18 protein-coding genes are annotated in these 16,228 nt (G+C 65.8%); 11 read left to right on the top strand and 7 right to left on the bottom strand.

The genetic code is table 11. The annotated features are described in order from the left end of the window. Nucleotides 1-62 precede the first annotated feature (62 nt). Complete coding sequence (locus tag A6E15_RS06905; protein ID WP_076144974.1) at nt 63-1,241, top strand: redox-regulated ATPase YchF; 1,179 nt, start codon at nt 63-65, stop codon at nt 1,239-1,241. 160 nt (nt 1,242-1,401) lie between these two features. After that, the gene (locus A6E15_RS06900) at nt 1,402-1,857 is read left to right on the top strand and encodes a hypothetical protein (protein ID WP_245800540.1); all 456 of its coding nucleotides are present in this window, start codon (nt 1,402-1,404) and stop codon (nt 1,855-1,857) included. Nucleotides 1,858-2,360: 503 nt separating this feature from the next. Here the strand turns inward: A6E15_RS06900 and A6E15_RS06895 are convergent. After that, nucleotides 2,361-2,618, bottom strand: coding sequence for a winged helix-turn-helix domain-containing protein (locus A6E15_RS06895; RefSeq protein ID WP_084177345.1), 258 nt, complete (start codon nt 2,616-2,618; stop codon nt 2,361-2,363). A 339-nt stretch (nt 2,619-2,957) separates the two neighbouring features. On the opposite strand from A6E15_RS06895, the gene A6E15_RS06890 reads away from it, so the two are divergent. Beyond that, a complete protein-coding gene (locus A6E15_RS06890) occupies nt 2,958-3,590 on the top strand; it encodes a zinc ribbon domain-containing protein (protein WP_076144971.1) in 633 nt (210 codons plus the stop codon). Between the two features lie 67 nt (nt 3,591-3,657). On the opposite strand, the gene gvpO is transcribed toward A6E15_RS06890, so the two are convergent. Next, nucleotides 3,658-4,191 (bottom strand): gas vesicle protein GvpO, halophile-type, encoded by a 534-nt coding sequence (gvpO, locus tag A6E15_RS06885; RefSeq protein ID WP_076144969.1) that lies wholly within the window; start codon nt 4,189-4,191, stop codon nt 3,658-3,660. A 426-nt stretch (nt 4,192-4,617) separates the two neighbouring features. Beyond that, entirely contained in the window at nt 4,618-4,902 is a 285-nt protein-coding gene (gvpA, locus tag A6E15_RS06875) for a gas vesicle protein GvpA (protein ID WP_076144968.1), read from the bottom strand. A 212-nt stretch (nt 4,903-5,114) separates the two neighbouring features. Between gvpA and A6E15_RS06870 the strand changes: the two genes are divergently transcribed. From A6E15_RS06870 to gvpM, 8 genes are all read left to right on the top strand, one after another. Beyond that, nucleotides 5,115-5,735 (top strand): GvpL/GvpF family gas vesicle protein, encoded by a 621-nt coding sequence (locus A6E15_RS06870; protein WP_076144966.1) that lies wholly within the window; start codon nt 5,115-5,117, stop codon nt 5,733-5,735. A gap of 2 nt (nt 5,736-5,737) precedes the next feature. Further along, nucleotides 5,738-5,992: a gas vesicle protein GvpF gene (gvpF, locus tag A6E15_RS06865; RefSeq protein WP_076144964.1), complete on the top strand. Its 255-nt coding sequence runs from the start codon at nt 5,738-5,740 to the stop codon at nt 5,990-5,992. Then, the gene (locus tag A6E15_RS06860) at nt 5,992-6,576 is read left to right on the top strand and encodes an Hsp20/alpha crystallin family protein (protein WP_076144963.1); all 585 of its coding nucleotides are present in this window, start codon (nt 5,992-5,994) and stop codon (nt 6,574-6,576) included. The genes gvpF and A6E15_RS06860 overlap by 1 nt, the downstream gene beginning before the upstream one ends. Next, nucleotides 6,573-7,496, top strand: a complete 924-nt coding sequence (locus A6E15_RS06855; protein WP_076144961.1) for a hypothetical protein — start codon at nt 6,573-6,575, stop codon at nt 7,494-7,496. The genes A6E15_RS06860 and A6E15_RS06855 overlap by 4 nt, the downstream gene beginning before the upstream one ends. A gap of 101 nt (nt 7,497-7,597) precedes the next feature. Then, entirely contained in the window at nt 7,598-8,200 is a 603-nt protein-coding gene (gene gvpJ / locus A6E15_RS06850) for a gas vesicle protein GvpJ (RefSeq protein WP_245800598.1), read from the top strand. Then, complete coding sequence (locus A6E15_RS06845; protein ID WP_076144960.1) at nt 8,197-8,541, top strand: gas vesicle protein K; 345 nt, start codon at nt 8,197-8,199, stop codon at nt 8,539-8,541. Before gvpJ ends, A6E15_RS06845 begins: the two co-directional genes overlap by 4 nt. Further along, nucleotides 8,538-9,482: a gas vesicle protein GvpL gene (gvpL, locus tag A6E15_RS06840; protein WP_076144958.1), complete on the top strand. Its 945-nt coding sequence runs from the start codon at nt 8,538-8,540 to the stop codon at nt 9,480-9,482. Before A6E15_RS06845 ends, gvpL begins: the two co-directional genes overlap by 4 nt. Then, a complete protein-coding gene (gvpM, locus tag A6E15_RS06835; protein WP_076144956.1) occupies nt 9,479-9,859 on the top strand; it encodes a gas vesicle protein GvpM in 381 nt (126 codons plus the stop codon). The genes gvpL and gvpM overlap by 4 nt, the downstream gene beginning before the upstream one ends. Before the next feature lie 83 nt (nt 9,860-9,942). Here the strand turns inward: gvpM and A6E15_RS06830 are convergent, their stop codons facing one another. The 4 genes from A6E15_RS06830 to A6E15_RS06815 form a co-directional block, all read right to left on the bottom strand. Beyond that, nucleotides 9,943-10,158, bottom strand: a complete 216-nt coding sequence (locus A6E15_RS06830) for a hypothetical protein (protein ID WP_006182085.1) — start codon at nt 10,156-10,158, stop codon at nt 9,943-9,945. 316 nt (nt 10,159-10,474) lie between these two features. Further along, nucleotides 10,475-11,518 (bottom strand): Gfo/Idh/MocA family protein, encoded by a 1,044-nt coding sequence (locus tag A6E15_RS06825; RefSeq protein ID WP_084177344.1) that lies wholly within the window; start codon nt 11,516-11,518, stop codon nt 10,475-10,477. Between the two features lie 366 nt (nt 11,519-11,884). Next, nucleotides 11,885-12,946, bottom strand: a complete 1,062-nt coding sequence (locus A6E15_RS06820) for a zinc-dependent alcohol dehydrogenase family protein (protein WP_076144955.1) — start codon at nt 12,944-12,946, stop codon at nt 11,885-11,887. A 953-nt stretch (nt 12,947-13,899) separates the two neighbouring features. Continuing rightward, entirely contained in the window at nt 13,900-16,155 is a 2,256-nt protein-coding gene (locus tag A6E15_RS06815; RefSeq protein WP_076144953.1) for an NADP-dependent malic enzyme, read from the bottom strand. Nucleotides 16,156-16,228 lie beyond the last annotated feature (73 nt).

The raw sequence follows: 16,228 nt of genomic DNA, 5'->3' as shown, positions 1-16,228 counted from the left end.
GAACGACCGCCGAGGTCGGCCGAATCGAAAGACAATTCCTCCGGACGGCGCTATCCGGAGGCATGCTTTCGATCGCGCTTGCCGGGAAACCGAACGCCGGCAAGTCCACGTTCTACACCGCGGCGACGATGGCGGAGGTCGACGTCGCCAACTACCCGTTCACGACGATCGACGCCAACCGCGGGGTGAGCTACGTCCGGACCGAGTGTCCCTGCCTCGAGCGCGAGGAGCGCTGTAACGCCGAGAACTGCGAGGACGGCAAGCGCTACGTCCCGATCGAGCTGCTGGACGTGGCGGGACTGGTGCCCGGCGCTCACGAGGGGAAGGGGCTGGGCAACCAGTTCCTCGACGAACTGACGAACGCGGACGTGATCGTCAACGTCGTCGACGCCTCCGGCGGTACCAACGAGAAGGGCGAACCCGTCGACGTCGGCGACCACGACCCGCTCGAGGACATCGACTTCGTCGAGGAGGAGATGGACCTCTGGCTGGCCGGCATCGTCGACCGCAACTGGGAGTCAGTCGAGCGGAAATCGCGCTCGCCCGACTTCGACATCGACGACGCCCTGGCGGACATGCTCTCGGGTTTCGGTGCCTCTCCCAAACAGATCGCGACGGTCTTGCGGGAACTGGACTACCCCGACGACCCGATCCAGTGGGACGACGACCGCCGGGAGGAACTCGCGCGACTGGTCCGCGAGCGAACGAAACCGATCGTCGTCGCCGCCAACAAGATCGACGTCGCGCCCGAGGAGAACGTCGAGCGCCTGCTCGACCTCGACAAGCCCGTGATCCCGACCACGGCGGAGGGCGAACTCGCCTTGCGCCGGGCCGCGGACAACGGCCTCGTCGAGTACGACCCCGGCGACGAGACCCTCGAGATCGGCGACGACGTCAACGACGCCCAACGGGAGGCCCTCGAGGGCCTCGAGGACACCATGGCCGAGTGGGGCGGCACCGGCGTACAGGCGGCGCTGGATCACGCCGTCTACGGCCTGCTCGATCACCTCACCGCCTACCCGGTCGAGGACGCCTCGAAGTGGTCCGACGGCAGCGGCAACGTCTTGCCCGACGCCCACCTGCTCCCGTCGGGGTCGACACCCGTGGATCTGGCCTATGCCGTCCACTCCGACATCGGCGACGGCTACCTCCACGCCGTCGACGCCAAGTCGAATCGGGAGATCAGTGAGGAGTACGAACTCGAGGAGGGCGACGTGATCAAGATCGTGTCTACTAACTGACTGTATTGTAACAAATAAGACTCTGCGTTTTAGGCGGCGCGGTGATCAGTACAGGTGAGGAACATACCATTCTACTACGTTTTGGTTGACTCTATCTGAGATAGTGTACTGGTTAGATTGAGTGCCGTGGATGAGAGAACGGTGGTGGTCGAATAATGTAGTGATCGATCGAACAATGAATATGACCCAAGGTCAAATCAAGCGTTTACTTGAATTCTTTATCATTGGGATCGTATTCGGTGTCTCCGAAGATATCCTCGCTGTTTTGATTGCTACTGATGCAGAACTATCGTTCGATATCATAGTAGTAGTGGTGGTAATCGCAATTCCGTTTGCCATACTCTCGGAGCTTATTGTTGATCACCCAAAGTTCTTGCATTTTGATATAATATCGATGCGAATCAGTTCGTCAATCCTTGGCCACGAGAGTATTCAAAACAAGAATCCACCCGGTGACCTTCAGAAAGAGACTGCACCATGGCCACATCATCAGTATTACTGTGACATCTGCAACGTCGAATTCGAAACAGGAGAACTACTCCAAGAGCATCTTGATCACCACCATTCTGGTGTACATATCAATTGGTCTATTCATGCCGAGAAAGCAAGTCAGTAGTCTATAGTAGCTCTTGAAAGTCAATGCACACCCGATCGCAGGACAGCGTTGTGATCGGTGTGTAAATCGTTTCAAGAGCGACTATAGTAAGGCGTTCAGTGCGCACGTGTAGTTATCGCGATGTTCAGCCAACTTCCGAGTGAATAGAAGATGGTGAGTCACTGTTTCGATCCAACCCCCCTGGGGCCGCACATCGACAGAATCTGATTCCCTAATATGCACACGAGTTGCCGATCCTTGTGTATACATCTACCAGACTATCGTCCGGATCCTTACCATACCGTTGGGTCCGATGAGCGAATTTATAAGCAAACATCGTTCGGATGATCCGAACGGCCGTAGAATAGCGTGTCGTGTTCACGGCTGCGTCAATGCCGAAACCGATGCGCAGTGAAACACTGGTTTGATATCGAATACGAGCAATAGATTGTCCAGTTGACTGAATTCGACGGTGTAATTCACTGATCCGGCGGACTGGCCTCGAGCGGCCGACCAACATTCAGTTAGCCGTCATCCAATTCGAGGTCGTCTGCCTCGAGACTATCCGCATCGAGTTCGCCCTCGAGATAGGCGTGACCGGCGTCAGTGATCGTGTAGTAGCCGTCGTCGACTTTCTCGACGAGCCCGTACTCGATAAGGACACGGAGCCGCTCGTGAACGGTACTCTGTGATTTGTCGATGTTCCGCGCGATAGCCGTGGGGCCGATCTCGAGACCCTTATCGAGAGCTTCGAGAATGAAATTGTCCGTGGGGAGTTGCATCCAATCTCCCGGTTTTCTCATCATCGTCGAAAGGGAGAATCGACATTTAGTTGATTCGAACACGGCCCTCTGTCGGACTATATCATCCGATATATCGGACTAAATAGCCCGAGTACTTATTTTGGAGGAGGAGATGCTGAGTAAGTAACGCGAGCTACACGCGGTCCCGCCTGTCCGTACGGCCGCTCGGAAAATGCGGACTGGTGCCGCCAGCACCGGGTCCGCGCGGCTCGCGCAGCCATGGGACGCAAGCCATGTCTACTGACAGTTCACGGGACCTTCAAAGTCCCGACGCGACAGACGCATCGCTGCGGTCCGAACGCGCCGACGCCGCTCGCGGTGATCCCGCGCGCGGAAACGGCGATCGGCGTCGACGTCGGCGAATACAACCTCTACACGGCCTGCCCGGTCGCCCTCCCGGACTGGCGGGGCGCGCACGCCGTCTGTGGCGACGACCTCTGCGAGCGCCGCGACGCCATCGTCGCCGAACTCGACGACGCCGGGCGGACGGTCTGCGAGTACGCGACCGCCTACGACGACCCGGTTCTGGTCACCGAGGACAGCCACTACCGGCCCGACCTCTGGGCGTGGCTCACCGACCCCGACGCACATCGGGTCTCCGCGTGGCTCCTCCCCGCGGCGCACCTTCGGCTGCGGGCCGTCGCCGCCGAGTACCGACTCCCGGTGACGGCGGTGCCCGAAGCGTACTCCACGCAGGAGTGTCACGCCTGCGGCGTCCTCGGAACTCGAGAACGGAACACGACCGTTCGATGCGCGAATCCGAACTGCCACGTCGACACCGTGGCCGCGGACTTCAACGCCGCGATGGTCCTCGCCCGGCGCTACTACACCGGCCGGTGCTGTGACTACCGGCCGCGCGAGTCACCGCACCCCGGCGATCGCCCGGGGCTCGCCGCCGACGGCGGACGCCCGGACTGGCGCGACGAGCGGCGGAGAAGACGACGGCTGTGAGCGACGCGGTGGCCGGCGTTGCCACTCGAGCAGGCGTCGGTCGACCGCGACTGAACCCGCGCTCGAGTCACTCGAACTGGGCGGTGTCGCCGCGCCGGTAGCGGTCGACCCGGCGGTAGCCGTGGACGGTCGCGCCGGGGTCGAGTTCGATCTCGTAGCGGCCGATGATGTCCTGGGTGTCGGGGACTGCTCTGCGTTCGACGACCTCGACGACGGCCCGCCAGCCGTCGTCGGTCGGCGAGATCTCGCTGACGCCGTCGAACTCGTGGCCGATGAGTTGGCCCGCGGTCGACTGGACCGTCTCGCGAACGGCGAGGATGCCCGCGATCTCCTCCTGTTCGACGTCGACCTCCGCCTCGACCTCGTCGGGGTCGGTCATCTCGTCGGCGGTCATGTGGGTCGTTCCGCGAGAGCGGGGCTCCTCGATTTCCTTGCTCTCGCCCTGTTCCTCCTCCTGACTCGCTTGACTGTCGCTCACTGTTGGATCACTCTCGTCGTGCTGGTAGCAGAAGCCGTCCTCGCCGGCCGGTCGCGAGCAGCGCTCACCGTCCGCCGTGCGGGCCTTGCGCTGCGCTCGTGATTGCGTGTCGGCTTCGGCCATTGGTATCTGGGTCGGTCGATCGCCTCCGTCTCGGCTCAGATCGTCTCGCCGATTCGCGTTCGCAACGCCTCGATGTCGCCGCCGTCCTCGCCGGCGACCTTCGGCGCGAGGACGTCCGTGAAGACGTGGGTCAGCGTCTCGTCGTCGAGCTCGCCGTCCCCGTCGTGGCCGTCGAAGACGGTCAGCCCCTGCGCGGCGGTGATCGCCGCCCGGGTGCCGACGACGATCTCGAGTTCGGTCTCGACGAACGGGTCGGGGACGACGCCCGGGGTCGGAGAGGGGACTGTCGCCGTTGCGTTCGCCGACGTTCGATGCCGTTCGCGCGAGCTCTTTTTTCGCTCTGTGGCCGTCCTTCTGCTCGCGACTGGCCCGGATCTTCGCGCCGCGGACCGTTCGCTTGCGCGACGTGGCGTCTGCCATGGCGGGCTACTCCGCGGACTGCGGCGACGATTCGGGGCGGGGCTCGACCTCGAGTTCCTCCAGCTCGTCGAGGTCGCCCTCCGCCGTGGCCTGCTCAATTTTTGCGATCTCCTCCGCGTAGTGCAGGAAGGTGTCGACCGAGGCGACCACGACGCGGGCCTCGATGGTCAGGAGTTCGATCCCGACGACCGAAATCCGCGCCCAGACGTCGATGACGACGCCCTTGTCGAGGACGCGGTCCAGTACTTCCGCGAGACTCGAGGAGTCGGGCCTTCGTTGTGGCTGTGCCATACACCCGCTCTTCAGCGGGAGTCCGTAACACGGCTTGGACTGCGACCGCAAGCCAGCGGAAGCGGTTCGGCCGGCAACGAACTCACGAGCGCGAGGGCGACGGGGACTGCGACTGCAAGCACCACGGTAACCCGAGACGGTGGTGTAGCCCCGACGATACGCGAGTACTCCACAGCGTTCGAACGAGTACTGCTATCACCCCTACTGAAACGATGAGTAATCGATACGTCTACGGCGTCGTCGAAGCCGACACCGTCGAGTTCGAGACCGAGGCCGTCGCCGGTGCCGAGCGGGTCTACACCATCTCGCATCGCCGGCTCGGGGCCGTCGTCTCGGACATCGACACCACCGACCCCGAGGAGACCGACGAGGATGCACAGCGCCACGACGAGGTCCTCCGCGAGATCATGGACTACGACGGTGGCACGACCGTCGTCCCGATGCAGTTCGGCATGGCCTTCGAGAGCGACCGGGCGTTGAAGAACGTCCTGCGCGGTGCGCGACCCGCGTTCCGACGCGCGATAAGCGACATCGAGGGCGAAGTCGAACTCGGGCTCAAACTCGTCAGCGAGGACGGGGCCGACGTCGACCGCGAGGCGATCGAGGCCGAGGTCGGCGAGCGCCTCGATCCCATCGCCGCGCAGACCGTCGAGAACGACCTGTTCAGCGACCGGCTCGTATACAACCGCTCGTATCTCGTCGCCGAGGACGACCGGGCGGCGTTCGACGACGAGATCGCCCGCGTCGAGGACGACCACGACGAACTTATGGTCCGGTACACCGGGCCGTTCGCGCCCTACAGCTTCGTCGACGTGAAGATCGGCACCCAGTAACCATGTTCGTCCTCGACGACCTCCTGTTCCGACCGCTCGTCGGCATCGTCAACGCCCTCCACTCGATCGCGCTCGATGAACTGTACGATATCGAGTCCCTCGAGGCCCAGCTCAAGGAAAACCAACTGCTGTACGAACTCGGCGAGCGCGACGAGGACGAGTACCGGCGTCGCAAGGAGCGACTCGAGGCGGACCTCGAGGTCGCCCGTGACGTTCACGAACGGCTCTCGAGCGGCCGCGTAGAGGTGAAAGGATAATGACCGATAGCACCCCCGACGACCGCGACCGGGACGAATCGGCCGACGACAGCGACTACGAGAACGACAGCTGGCTCTCGAGCCTGCTGTCCGCACTGGAGTCTTTGGAGGGCGATACGACGTCGACCGCGGGCCGTCGCCGGAGCGACCGGGCGGTCTTCGATTACGACATCTCGATCCGCTCCGGCGGCGATCTCACCCGCGACACGTCGTCGGAGCGGCGTTCGTTCGGTGAGGGGCCGGGCGAGGAGACGGCCGCCCGCGATCGATTACGGAACCGTCGCGTTCGGTCCTCGGGTCCCTCGAGCGACCACCACGTCGCCACCCGGGAACACGAGGGCGAACTGTTCGTCACGGCGGACGTCGCCGGGGCTGACCCGGCCGACGTCACCGTCGGGTTCGACGACTCGACGCTCGTCGTCGCCGTCGACGGGACCGAACTCGATCGGATCGAGGTTCTCTGGGAGGAGCGAACCTCCGACGCAGTGATCAACAACGGCGTCCTGACGGTCCGCGTCCGCCGGGAGACGACGGGCGGCGACGAAAAGACGGACGACGAGGGGGACGCCGGAGGCCAGACATGAACGAGACGGAGTCCGAGGACGGCCTCGACGCACTGCTCGAGGACGCGACCGAGAGCGTCGGCCAACTCGAGGAAACCCTCGCGGACAGCGAGACGATCGACGACGACACCCTCGAGACGGTCGTGGGCGACCTCGATACCCTCGTCAGGGTCGCGGAGGAGACCGCCGAACTGCTCGAGTCGATGGACGTGAGCGAACTGCCGGAGGCGGTCGACGGCGACGAACTGCTCGCGGCGATCGAACTCGGGGAGATTCCCGACGCAGTGATCGACGAGGAGACGGGCGCGACCGACCTCGTCGATTTCACGGCACTGCTGGACGCGATCGACCTCTTGAACGCCTGGAACGCCGCGGACCTGACCGACCTCTGGGAGAACAAACGCGAACTCGACGACGTCGTCGGCGACCTCGAGGACGGCGACGACGCGGGGCTGCTCGAGGACGCGGTCTCGGACGTCGCGAACGGCGGGGACGACGGCGAGGGCCTCCTCGACGACGACGGGGACGGCGTCCTCGACACCGGCATGGACGCCGGGTTCGCGGCCAAGCAGGCGCTTGGCGACATCGACGTCGCCGAGGATCCGGAGGCCTACCAGGTCGCCATCCAGCAGCAGGCGATGCAGGGCATCGACACCTTCCGGGCCGCCTTGCTCGAGATCCACGAGAAGTTCGAGCGACTGTACGAGTGCAACCGCGAGAAGATGCGCCGGCAGGACAGGGGAACGAACTCGCGGAACCCGACGGCGTCCTCGACGATGCCCGTCGACCGGCGCGACCTCGGCGGCGGGGCCCGGTACGCGACGGTACCACAGGACGTGAAGCTCTCGACGGCCCCCACCCGCAAGCGAATCTACGGCCGCCGGTTCGAACTCGAGCGGGAGCGCCAGCGCCGGACCGAACGACAGGAGGGCAAGCGATGAGCCGACAGGAGAGCCAACGATGACCGACCCACCACTCCGACGACCGACCGACAGCGAGGTGCGTGCGACGACCGACCGCGCCGCGGCGAGCCGCCCCGGAGGTGATCGCGGTGCCCGATGACTTCCAGCCCAGCCGCCAGAAGGCCGACCTGGCCGAGGTCGTCGAGATGTTGCTCGACAAGGGGATCGTCATCAACGCCGACATCGCCGTCTCGATCGGCGACACCCAGCTGCTCGGCGTGCAGGTCCGGGCCGCCATCGCCTCATTCGAGACCGCGGCGAAGTACGGCCTCGAGTTCCCCGAGGGAACCGACATGCGCCGGGTCGCCGAAGCGGTCGACGATCCCGAGGTCGCGGAGATGGACCGGCCGAACCCGGCGATCGATCCGACCCGCGGCGTCAACGTCACGGCCGAGGGAGACGCCGACGGCGAGTCGGACTCCTCGAGCGACGACGGGGGAAACGAGTCGACCGAGAGCGAACTGGCCGTCGGCGACGAGGAACTGGTCAGCGAACGGCCCGGTGCCAGACCCGGCCCCGAGCGGCCCACCAGCGGCGGGTTCGATCTGGTAAGCGACGATGATGACGGCTCGGGCGATACCGGCTCGAGCAACGACGCAGACTCGAGCGACGAGGGCACCGAGGGCGATGCGGCCGCGCCCGAGACGGAGGGCGAACCCGAATCGGGGGGTGACGACCCGTGACGGCGATCGACGTCGGCAACGGCGACGACGCACGGGACGGGCTGGTGACCCTGGTCGTCGCCGTCGTCGAGATCCTGATCGACGCCCTCGAGCGCGAGGCGGTCCGGCGCATGGAGTCGGGGAGCCTCTCCGACGAGGAGATCGAGCGGCTGGGCGGCCAGCTCGCGAGGATCGAGGCCGAGATCGAGCGGCTCAAGGACGACGAGGGAATCGAGGACGGCGTCGACGACCTCCGGAGCGATCTGGACGGGCTGGTCAACGACGCGATCGAACAGCTCCGCGGCGAGCCGACGGCGACGACGCAGCCCGGCCACTCCGTTTTCGGGGGTGAGTCCGAGTGAGCGAACGCGACCTCGAGGAACCCGCCGACCGACTCGAGACGATCGAGGGGGTGGGAACCGCGGACCCCGCCGACGCCCCGTCGATCGACGAGGGGCGGTACCTCTACTGTCTCGTCCGGGCCGACGAGGACGCCGCGCTCGAGACGACCGGCGTCGACGGCGAGCCGGTGTCGGTCGTCGTCGCGGACGGCATCGGCGCGGTCGTCCATGCCTGCGACGGGGTCTACGACTCCGGAGATTTCGCCCAGATCCGACGCTGGCTCGTCCGCCACCAGACGGTCGTCGACGAGGCGGGGCAGGACTTCGGCACGCCGGTTCCCTTCCAGTTCGATACGATCCTCCGGGGCGACGACGACGGCCTCCGCGAGTGGCTCCGCGAGGAGCGGGCGATCTTAGAGCGGGCGCTCGACGGACTCGCCGGCCACTGGGAGTACCGCGTCGAGGTCGTCGAGATCGACCCAGTCGACGACGCAGCGCTGATCGATCGCGACGACCGCCTGCGCGAACTCGCCGAGCGGATCGCCGACGCCGAGGCCGGGACCGCCTTCCTGCTCGAGAAGCAGTTCGACCAGCGGCTGACCGAACTCCGGGCGGCCCGCCGGGAGTCGGTGACCGCCGACCTGCGGGAGCGACTGGCCACGGCGGCCCGGGAAGTCCACGCCCTCGAGCGGTCGCCGAGCGCGGGGTTGTCGGACGACCTGGCCGGCAGCGGTGCGGGAGCGTCGGAGAGTAAAGCGGACGACGGCGAGACCCTCGCGCGGCTCACCCTACTGGCCCACGAGGACGACGAGGGCGCGATCGGCTCGGTCCTCGACGACGTGGCCGCGATCGACGGCCTCGAGGTCAGGTTCACGGGGCCGTGGCCGCCGTACACGTTCGCGCCCGAGCTGGGGGGCGACGGCGACGGAACCGACGGCGATCGCGCGGATCCGCAACCATGAGACCGCGAAAGGACGACGAGAGCCTCGTCGACGTCCTCGACGTGTTGCTCCGGGACGGGGCGATCCTTCGCGCGGACGTGATCGTCTCGATCGCCGAGATTCCGCTGATCGGAATCAAGCTCACCGCGGCGATCGCCGGCATGGAGACGATGAACGAGTACGGGCTCTTCGAGGACTGGGACGCCCACCGGCGGATGGCGGCCGCCGGTCGCTGCACCCACTACGACGGGCCGCCCGCGAACGCAGCGGATGACGGTGCGGAGACGGGACTCGAGAACGACGGCTCGGACGCGGCCTTCGACGGCCTCGAGGAACTCGGAATCGGCAGTTCACACGCCGGCGTCGACGAGACAGGAAAAACGAACGGGGAAGAGTGAGGAGGATCGGCGCGGGGACCGCACTCGAGATCGGCGAGAGCGGGTCGACTCGCGGTCGGATGCCCCCGAACGGGGGCCGGCGGTCAGGCGTACTTCGGGCGCTCGGTCGTGTGTTCGACCTCGCCGGTGACGGTCTCCTCGTCGCGGTCCTCGTCGTAGACGTACTTCCCGGTCGCGCCACAGAGCGTACACTCGTAGGTCTCGGAGATCTCGTTGATCATCTCGCCGTCCTCGAAGTAGACGCGGCTCTGCGTGATCTGCAGGAACTGGGCGGTCTCGCAGTTAGTGCAGGTGATCATACCCGTTCGATAGCCACGACCGGTTGTAGTTATCCGGCTTGTAACCGAAAGCGACGGGTAGCTATCGCCCTCTTACCGGGGCTTCGGCCGCTCGAGGCCCTCCGCGGCGACGCCGGCGGCGCTCTCGCCCCCGTCCGGCCGAGTAACCACCACGTAACCGCCGGACAGAAGCGGGAACGCGGACCGATGATTCCGTGACCGTTCGGCGGACACAAACTCGTCTTTCCCGACGAAACGTCGTTATTACCGGGCACCGATTCGACGGCTCCCGGCCGGCGTCGAACCGGACTCGAGGCGTGGCCGCGACCCGGAACGCTCAGTCGTCGACGGGGACTCGCTCCCCGCTCCTCGCCGCCTCGTAGGCCGCTTCGGTCAGCGCCGTCACCCGGAGGGCGTCCCGGACCGTCGCCGGGGGCTCGGTCCCCTCGCGGACGCTCTCGAGGAAGGCGTCGGCCCGGGACCGCTCGTCGCGGGGATCGACGTAGGGAGTATACTCGCCGGCGTCGGCGTCGATCTCCCGGACCTCGCGGGGACCCCACTGGGCCCCCTCGAGGTAGACCGCGCCCGCGCCGTCCCACAGATGGACGTGTTCCCGGACCGACGGCGCGTCGCCGTGGAACGCAAACGTCCCGGTCGCGCCGTTCTCGAACGCGACGTCGAGGTGGGCGCGGCGGTCGACCCGCTGTGCGTCGTCGTGGAAGTCCATGCTCGCGGCGACCGAGGCGGGCTCGAGGCCGGTCGTCCAGCAGACGCCGTCGAGGACGTGGCTGCCCGTATCGTAGAGGAAGCCGCCGCCCGAGAGGTCCGGATCGAGCCGCCAGGTGCCGCGGGCGTCGTCGATCCAGTCCTGCGTGATCGAGGCGGTCACCCACTCGGGATCGCGGTCGGGGTCGGCGAACCGCTCTCGGGCCCGTCGAAACGCCGTCTGGAGGTGTCGCTGGTAGCCGACCATCACGGTCCGGTCGCTCCCCTCGACGCGGTCGGCGAGGTCGCGAGCGCGCTCGAGGTCGGTCGTGAGCGGTTTGTCGCAGTAGACGTGACAGCCCCGCTCGAGGGCGGCGACGACCTGTCCATAATGAAGGGTGTGTGGCGTCCCCGCGAGGACAGCGTCGAGGGCCGCCTCGTCGAGCATGGTCTCGTACTCGGCGAATCGGCGGTCAGCGGGGACCCCGAACCGGTCGCCGACCGCCTCGCGAACCGACGGCTCGAGGTCGCAGATCGCGCCGACGGTCGCCTCCGCGTGGCGATGAAACTGTCCCCCGACGGTCCTGCCGATGTAGCCAAGTCCGACGATGCCGATCCGGAGCGGGCCGGCGTCGATGGCGTCGCTCATAGGGACCGACACGGCGTCCAGCGCCATCCCTTTGGAACCGTCGCAGGCAAGCCGAGATTCGATTGTGGCAGGTGACCACTGACACGTAGCAGCCGGCTACACCGGCGTTATACACCGCCTGCGTCCGCTTCGAGGGGACTACCGCCGGCCAAGTGACTGCATAACAATGACTCCCGACTGCATTGTCCGGCCTGCGGGGAGGAAAGGCCCCGCCGGGTACGCGTTCGGTCAACGGCGACGCGCTAATCAGCCGATTGCGTGCGTTCGTGCCCGGATCGCTCGGATGTGGACTCGCCCCGCTTCGAGTACGCTCATGTCTCTCACGCCCAGGGCGGTTCCCGCCCCGCCCGGGGTTTCCGACGCTCGAGTCGCCAGCGGCGGCCAACTCGCCGCTTAGAACTCCGTGACGACCGGGATGCCGACCGTCTCGTAGTCGTCCATCGAGGCCAGCGTCTCCGGCAGGTCGTCGAGCGAGAGTCGCTCGCCGATGATCTTGCTCGGCTCGAGGGTGCCCTGTGCGATCAGCTTGAACAGTTCTTCGTAGCGGACCAGCGGCATCCCGAAAGAGCCGTGGAAGTCGATTTCCTGCATCGTCATGACGTCGACGGGGAGTTCGATCTGGCCCTCCTCCTCGCCGGTCGTCAGGCCGACCTGGACGTGGCTGCCCCGCGTGCCGAGGCTGTTGACCGAGTTCTTGCAGGTCTCGGCGACGCCAAGCGCGTCGATGGAGACGTCCGCCCCGCCGTCAGTGATCGCCTGCACTTCCCGGGCTGCGCTGTCGACCTCGGTCACGTTGATCGTCTCGCGGGCGCCGAGTTCCTCGGCGCGCTCGAGTTTGTCGTCGACGAGGTCGATCGCGATCGGGTGGGCCCCCAGCGCGTTCGCGATGTGAATCGCCGAGAGGCCGACGCCGCCACAGCCGTGGACGGCGACCCAGTCGCCCGGCCGGAGGTCGGCGCGGTCGGCCAGCGCGTGGTAGGCCGTCATGAACCGACAGCCCAGGCCGGCCATCTCGTCGTACTCGACGTCGTCGGGGAGTTCGACGCAGTTGAAGTCGGCTTCCCGGACGGCGAACGCCTCCGCGAACGCGCCCTGAGAGTACTCCGACAGCCCCAGCGGAAGCACGGTTTCGCAGTTGTTCGCACGCCCCTCGCGACAGTGCGGACAGGTGCCGTCCCCGAGGTGGAACGGGACCGCGACGCGGTCGCCCTCCTCGAGGGTTTCGACCTCCGAGCCGACCTCGGAGACGACGCCGGCGGGCTCGTGACCGAGGATCTGGCCCTCCGGGACGCCGGCCCCGACCCAGTTCCAGTCGCCCTGCCAGGCGTGCCAGTCACTGCGACAGACCCCACACGCCTCGGTCTCGACGATGACCTGATCCGGCTCGGGCTCGGGATAGTCGACGTCTTTGACCGCGAGCGGTTCCCCATGTTCTTCGAGTACGGCTGCTCGCATATCCTGACTGTTCGGTCAGCGAGTACAAAAGTGTGTGCGGTACGTGACCGATCTGTCATAAACCCATATAGAGTTCATTTCTGTTGTCGCGAGCTACTTCCATGGAACGACCGGGTTCGCACCGATCGCGATCGGGAGCGACTATCGAACGGCGACAACCGATAATCGGTGTGTTCGGCGCAACGAATTTGTGGTGTATAAACTGTATCGCCTCGATCACCGACGGGTATCGCTCGTCTGGCGGAGCGACTGGTCGACTCGAGCGCCGTCGACTTCGGAGTAGAGGGAGGTAACAACAACCGAGCGAATCGGCCGTTGCAGCGTTTAGCTGAATTGAGGCGCTAAGCCCCCTTCCTCAGCGAGTGAAGCGAGCAGGGGGGATACAGCGCCGCCCGTATTTCTTGGCCTACCTAGGTCGTTCTCCGGCCGACGGCCTCGACGGCCGATGTTCCCGGCTCTCGAAACTATATCGTATCCGAGGAGATTACCAAATAATCAGTTAAAATATATTATTCTGGGCAGGATTGGAGAGCAGACGCTCGAGTGGTGAGATTACGCGCCGATATCGGAGGACCGCCGAGATTGCGTCTGTAGTGGCTCTACAGTGGGCTTTTCGGTAGTGGGAGACTCGGAACTGAGTGGGACGTCGGTGGGCGGGTACGAAGTGTTCGAGGTACTAAAGCGGAGTACAGGGCTAATACCGGTTTTCGTCTCGAAGCACACCTGCTCTACACTGCCCGAGCGCCTGGAACTCGTTTCGTCTCCCAGAAACAATACCTATAGTATACACAGCTATATAATATTTGTTATGTGATTGCGTGTAGGCGGCCGCTCCAGAAGCCGAACGGGGGATTCGTTACGTACTCGTGTCTGTCATGGCATGGCGGAACGCTCACGCTGTCTCGAGCGCCCGTCGATCGAACTCCGGAACCGATGCGTGTCGGCCGGGACGATCAGGACTCGTTGCCCTGCGCGTCGACCGTCGCGACGGCCGCGAGGTTCACGATGTCCGTGACCTCGTCGCCCCGCTGGAGGACGTGGACCGGTTCGTCCATCCCGACCAGCATCGGGCCGATCGCCTCGGCCCCGCCCAGCCGCTGGAGCAGTTTGTAGCCGATGTTGCCCGCCTCGAGATTCGGGAAGACCAGCACGTTCGCCGGTTTCTCGAGGTCGCTAAACTCGTAGGTACCGGTCAGCATCTCCTCGACGACGGCGGTGTCGGCCTGCATCTCGCCGTCGACGGGGAAGTCGACGTCCGGGTCGTCGCGAAGCCGCTGTGCGGCTTCTCGGGGCTTTCGCGTCCCGTCGTTGTCGACGCTCCCGAAGTCAGAATACGAGAGCAGGGCGGCCCGGGGGTCGACGTCGAACCGGCGGGCCAGCTCGGCGGTGTGGCGGGTGACTTCCTCGAGGACGTCGGCGTCGGGGGACTGATTGACCGTCGCGTCGGCGACGAAGACCACGCGGTTCTTGAACGTCAGCATGTAGACGCCGGCCGCGTAGTCGGCGTCGTCGGCCGTGCCGATCACCTGTAGCGGCGGCCGCAGCGCCGAGGGATAGTGGTTGGTCAGCCCGGTGAGCATCGCGTCGGCGTCGCCGCGGTCGACCATCACGCTGCCGAAGTAGTTCGTGTCGTCGTGGATCATCGTCTCGGCCTCGCGGCGGGTCACGCCGTTGCGTCGGCGGCGCTCGTAGAGGTGGTCGACGTAGTTGCCGTAGTCGCCGCTCTCGGGATCGACCACGTCGGGGTCGAACTCGAGGGCGAGGTCCGCGACCGTCCGACGGATCTCGTCCTCGTCGCCGATCAGGACCGGCTCCGCGACGCCCCGGTCGACCATCTGGGCCGCCGCGCGGACGATGGTCTCGTCGGTCCCTTCCGCCAGCGCGATCCGCCTGGGATCGGACGTGGCCTTGTTGAGGACGACCCGCATCATCTCGCGGGACTTGCCCAGCCGCGCCTCGAGTCGTTCGACGTACTCGTCGACGTCGCGCTCGACCCGGGCCGCGCCCGATTCGATGGCCGCCCGCGCGACTGCGGGTGCGACCTCGAACAGGACTCGCGTATCGAGCGGTTTCGGAATGATGTAATCCGGCCCGAACTGCAGGGGTTGATCGCCGTAGGCCTTGACCACCGAGTCGGGAACGTCCTGTTTGGCCAGTTCGGCCAGGGCGTGGGCCGCCGCGACCTTCATCGCCTCGTTGATCTCGGTCGCGCGCACGTCGAGGGCCCCGCGGAACAGGAACGGGAACCCGAGGACGTTGTTGACCTGATTCGGGTAGTCCGACCGGCCGGTGGCCATGATGACGGTGTCGTCGCGAGCCGTCTTGGCGGACTCGTAGTCGATTTCGGGGTCGGGGTTCGCCATCGCGAAGATGATCGGATCGTCGGCCATCGAGCGAACCATCTCCTGGGAGACGATGTCGCCGGTCGAGAGCCCGACGAAGGCGTCCGCTCCGTCCATCGCCTCGGCGACGCCGCCCTCCGGTACGTCGCTGGCGAACTGGCGATTGTACTCGTTTAAGTCGCCGGCCTCGGCCCGCTCGGTCGTCAGGATCCCGTCGATGTCGACCATCGTGATGTTCTCCCGGCGGACGCCCAGCGAGACGTAGAACTTCGCGGTCGCGACCGCGGCCGCGCCCGCGCCGGCGAAGGCGACCTCGAGGTCGGCGAGGTCCTTCCCCGAAATCTCGACGGCGTTGAGCAGCGCGGCCCCGGTGATGATCGCGGTGCCGTGCTGGTCGTCGTGGAAGACCGGGATCGAGAGCCGCTCGCGGAGGCGCTCTTCGATCTCGAAACATGCCGGCGCGGCGATGTCCTCTAAGTTGATTCCGCCGAAGGTCGGCTCCATGGCCGCGACCGCCTCGACGAACGCGCCCGTGTCGTCCAGATCGAGTTCGATGTCGAAGACGTCGATGTCGGCGAAGCGCTTGAACAGCACGCCTTTGCCTTCCATGACCGGCTTGGAGGCCTGTGCGCCGATGTCCCCCAGTCCGAGGACCGCCGAACCGTTCGAGACGACGCCGACGAGGTTGCCCTTCGTCGTGTATCGGTAGGCCTCGCCCGCGTCCGCGTCGATCTCCCGGCAGGGCGCCGCGACCCCCGGCGAGTACGCCAGCGAGAGGTCTCGTTGGGTGTTCGTCGGTTTCGTCGTCGAAATCTCGATCTTGCCCGGTGGATCGGTCCCGTGATACTCGAGTGCGTCTTCGTCCATCTTGTGATCACGTCTCTCCGGCGGACCGATAAAAGTGTACGGCTGTCGCTGCCCGCTGCCGAGGGGGAACGAT

Origin of the sequence: Natrinema saccharevitans, from assembly GCF_001953745.1 — an archaeon.
Lineage (GTDB): Archaea > Halobacteriota > Halobacteria > Halobacteriales > Natrialbaceae > Natrinema > Natrinema saccharevitans.
The sequence above is the reverse complement of the archived record's forward strand: the minus strand, read 5'-3'. Positions and strand labels throughout refer to the sequence as shown.

What these genes read in the sequence shown, in the direction of transcription:
- A6E15_RS06905 (WP_076144974.1), top strand. Translation starts at nt 63, where the DNA reads ATGCTTTCGATCGCGCTTGCCGGGAAACCGAACGCCGGCAAGTCCACG.
- A6E15_RS06895 (WP_084177345.1), bottom strand. Translation starts at nt 2,618, where the DNA reads ATGCAACTCCCCACGGACAATTTCATTCTCGAAGCTCTCGATAAGGGT.
- gvpO (WP_076144969.1), bottom strand. Translation starts at nt 4,191, where the DNA reads ATGGCCGAAGCCGACACGCAATCACGAGCGCAGCGCAAGGCCCGCACG.
- gvpA (WP_076144968.1), bottom strand. Translation starts at nt 4,902, where the DNA reads ATGGCACAGCCACAACGAAGGCCCGACTCCTCGAGTCTCGCGGAAGTA.
- A6E15_RS06870 (WP_076144966.1), top strand. Translation starts at nt 5,115, where the DNA reads ATGAGTAATCGATACGTCTACGGCGTCGTCGAAGCCGACACCGTCGAG.
- gvpF (WP_076144964.1), top strand. Translation starts at nt 5,738, where the DNA reads ATGTTCGTCCTCGACGACCTCCTGTTCCGACCGCTCGTCGGCATCGTC.
- A6E15_RS06860 (WP_076144963.1), top strand. Translation starts at nt 5,992, where the DNA reads ATGACCGATAGCACCCCCGACGACCGCGACCGGGACGAATCGGCCGAC.
- A6E15_RS06855 (WP_076144961.1), top strand. Translation starts at nt 6,573, where the DNA reads ATGAACGAGACGGAGTCCGAGGACGGCCTCGACGCACTGCTCGAGGAC.
- gvpM (WP_076144956.1), top strand. Translation starts at nt 9,479, where the DNA reads ATGAGACCGCGAAAGGACGACGAGAGCCTCGTCGACGTCCTCGACGTG.
- A6E15_RS06830 (WP_006182085.1), bottom strand. Translation starts at nt 10,158, where the DNA reads ATGATCACCTGCACTAACTGCGAGACCGCCCAGTTCCTGCAGATCACG.
- A6E15_RS06825 (WP_084177344.1), bottom strand. Translation starts at nt 11,518, where the DNA reads ATGGCGCTGGACGCCGTGTCGGTCCCTATGAGCGACGCCATCGACGCC.
- A6E15_RS06820 (WP_076144955.1), bottom strand. Translation starts at nt 12,946, where the DNA reads ATGCGAGCAGCCGTACTCGAAGAACATGGGGAACCGCTCGCGGTCAAA.
- A6E15_RS06815 (WP_076144953.1), bottom strand. Translation starts at nt 16,155, where the DNA reads ATGGACGAAGACGCACTCGAGTATCACGGGACCGATCCACCGGGCAAG.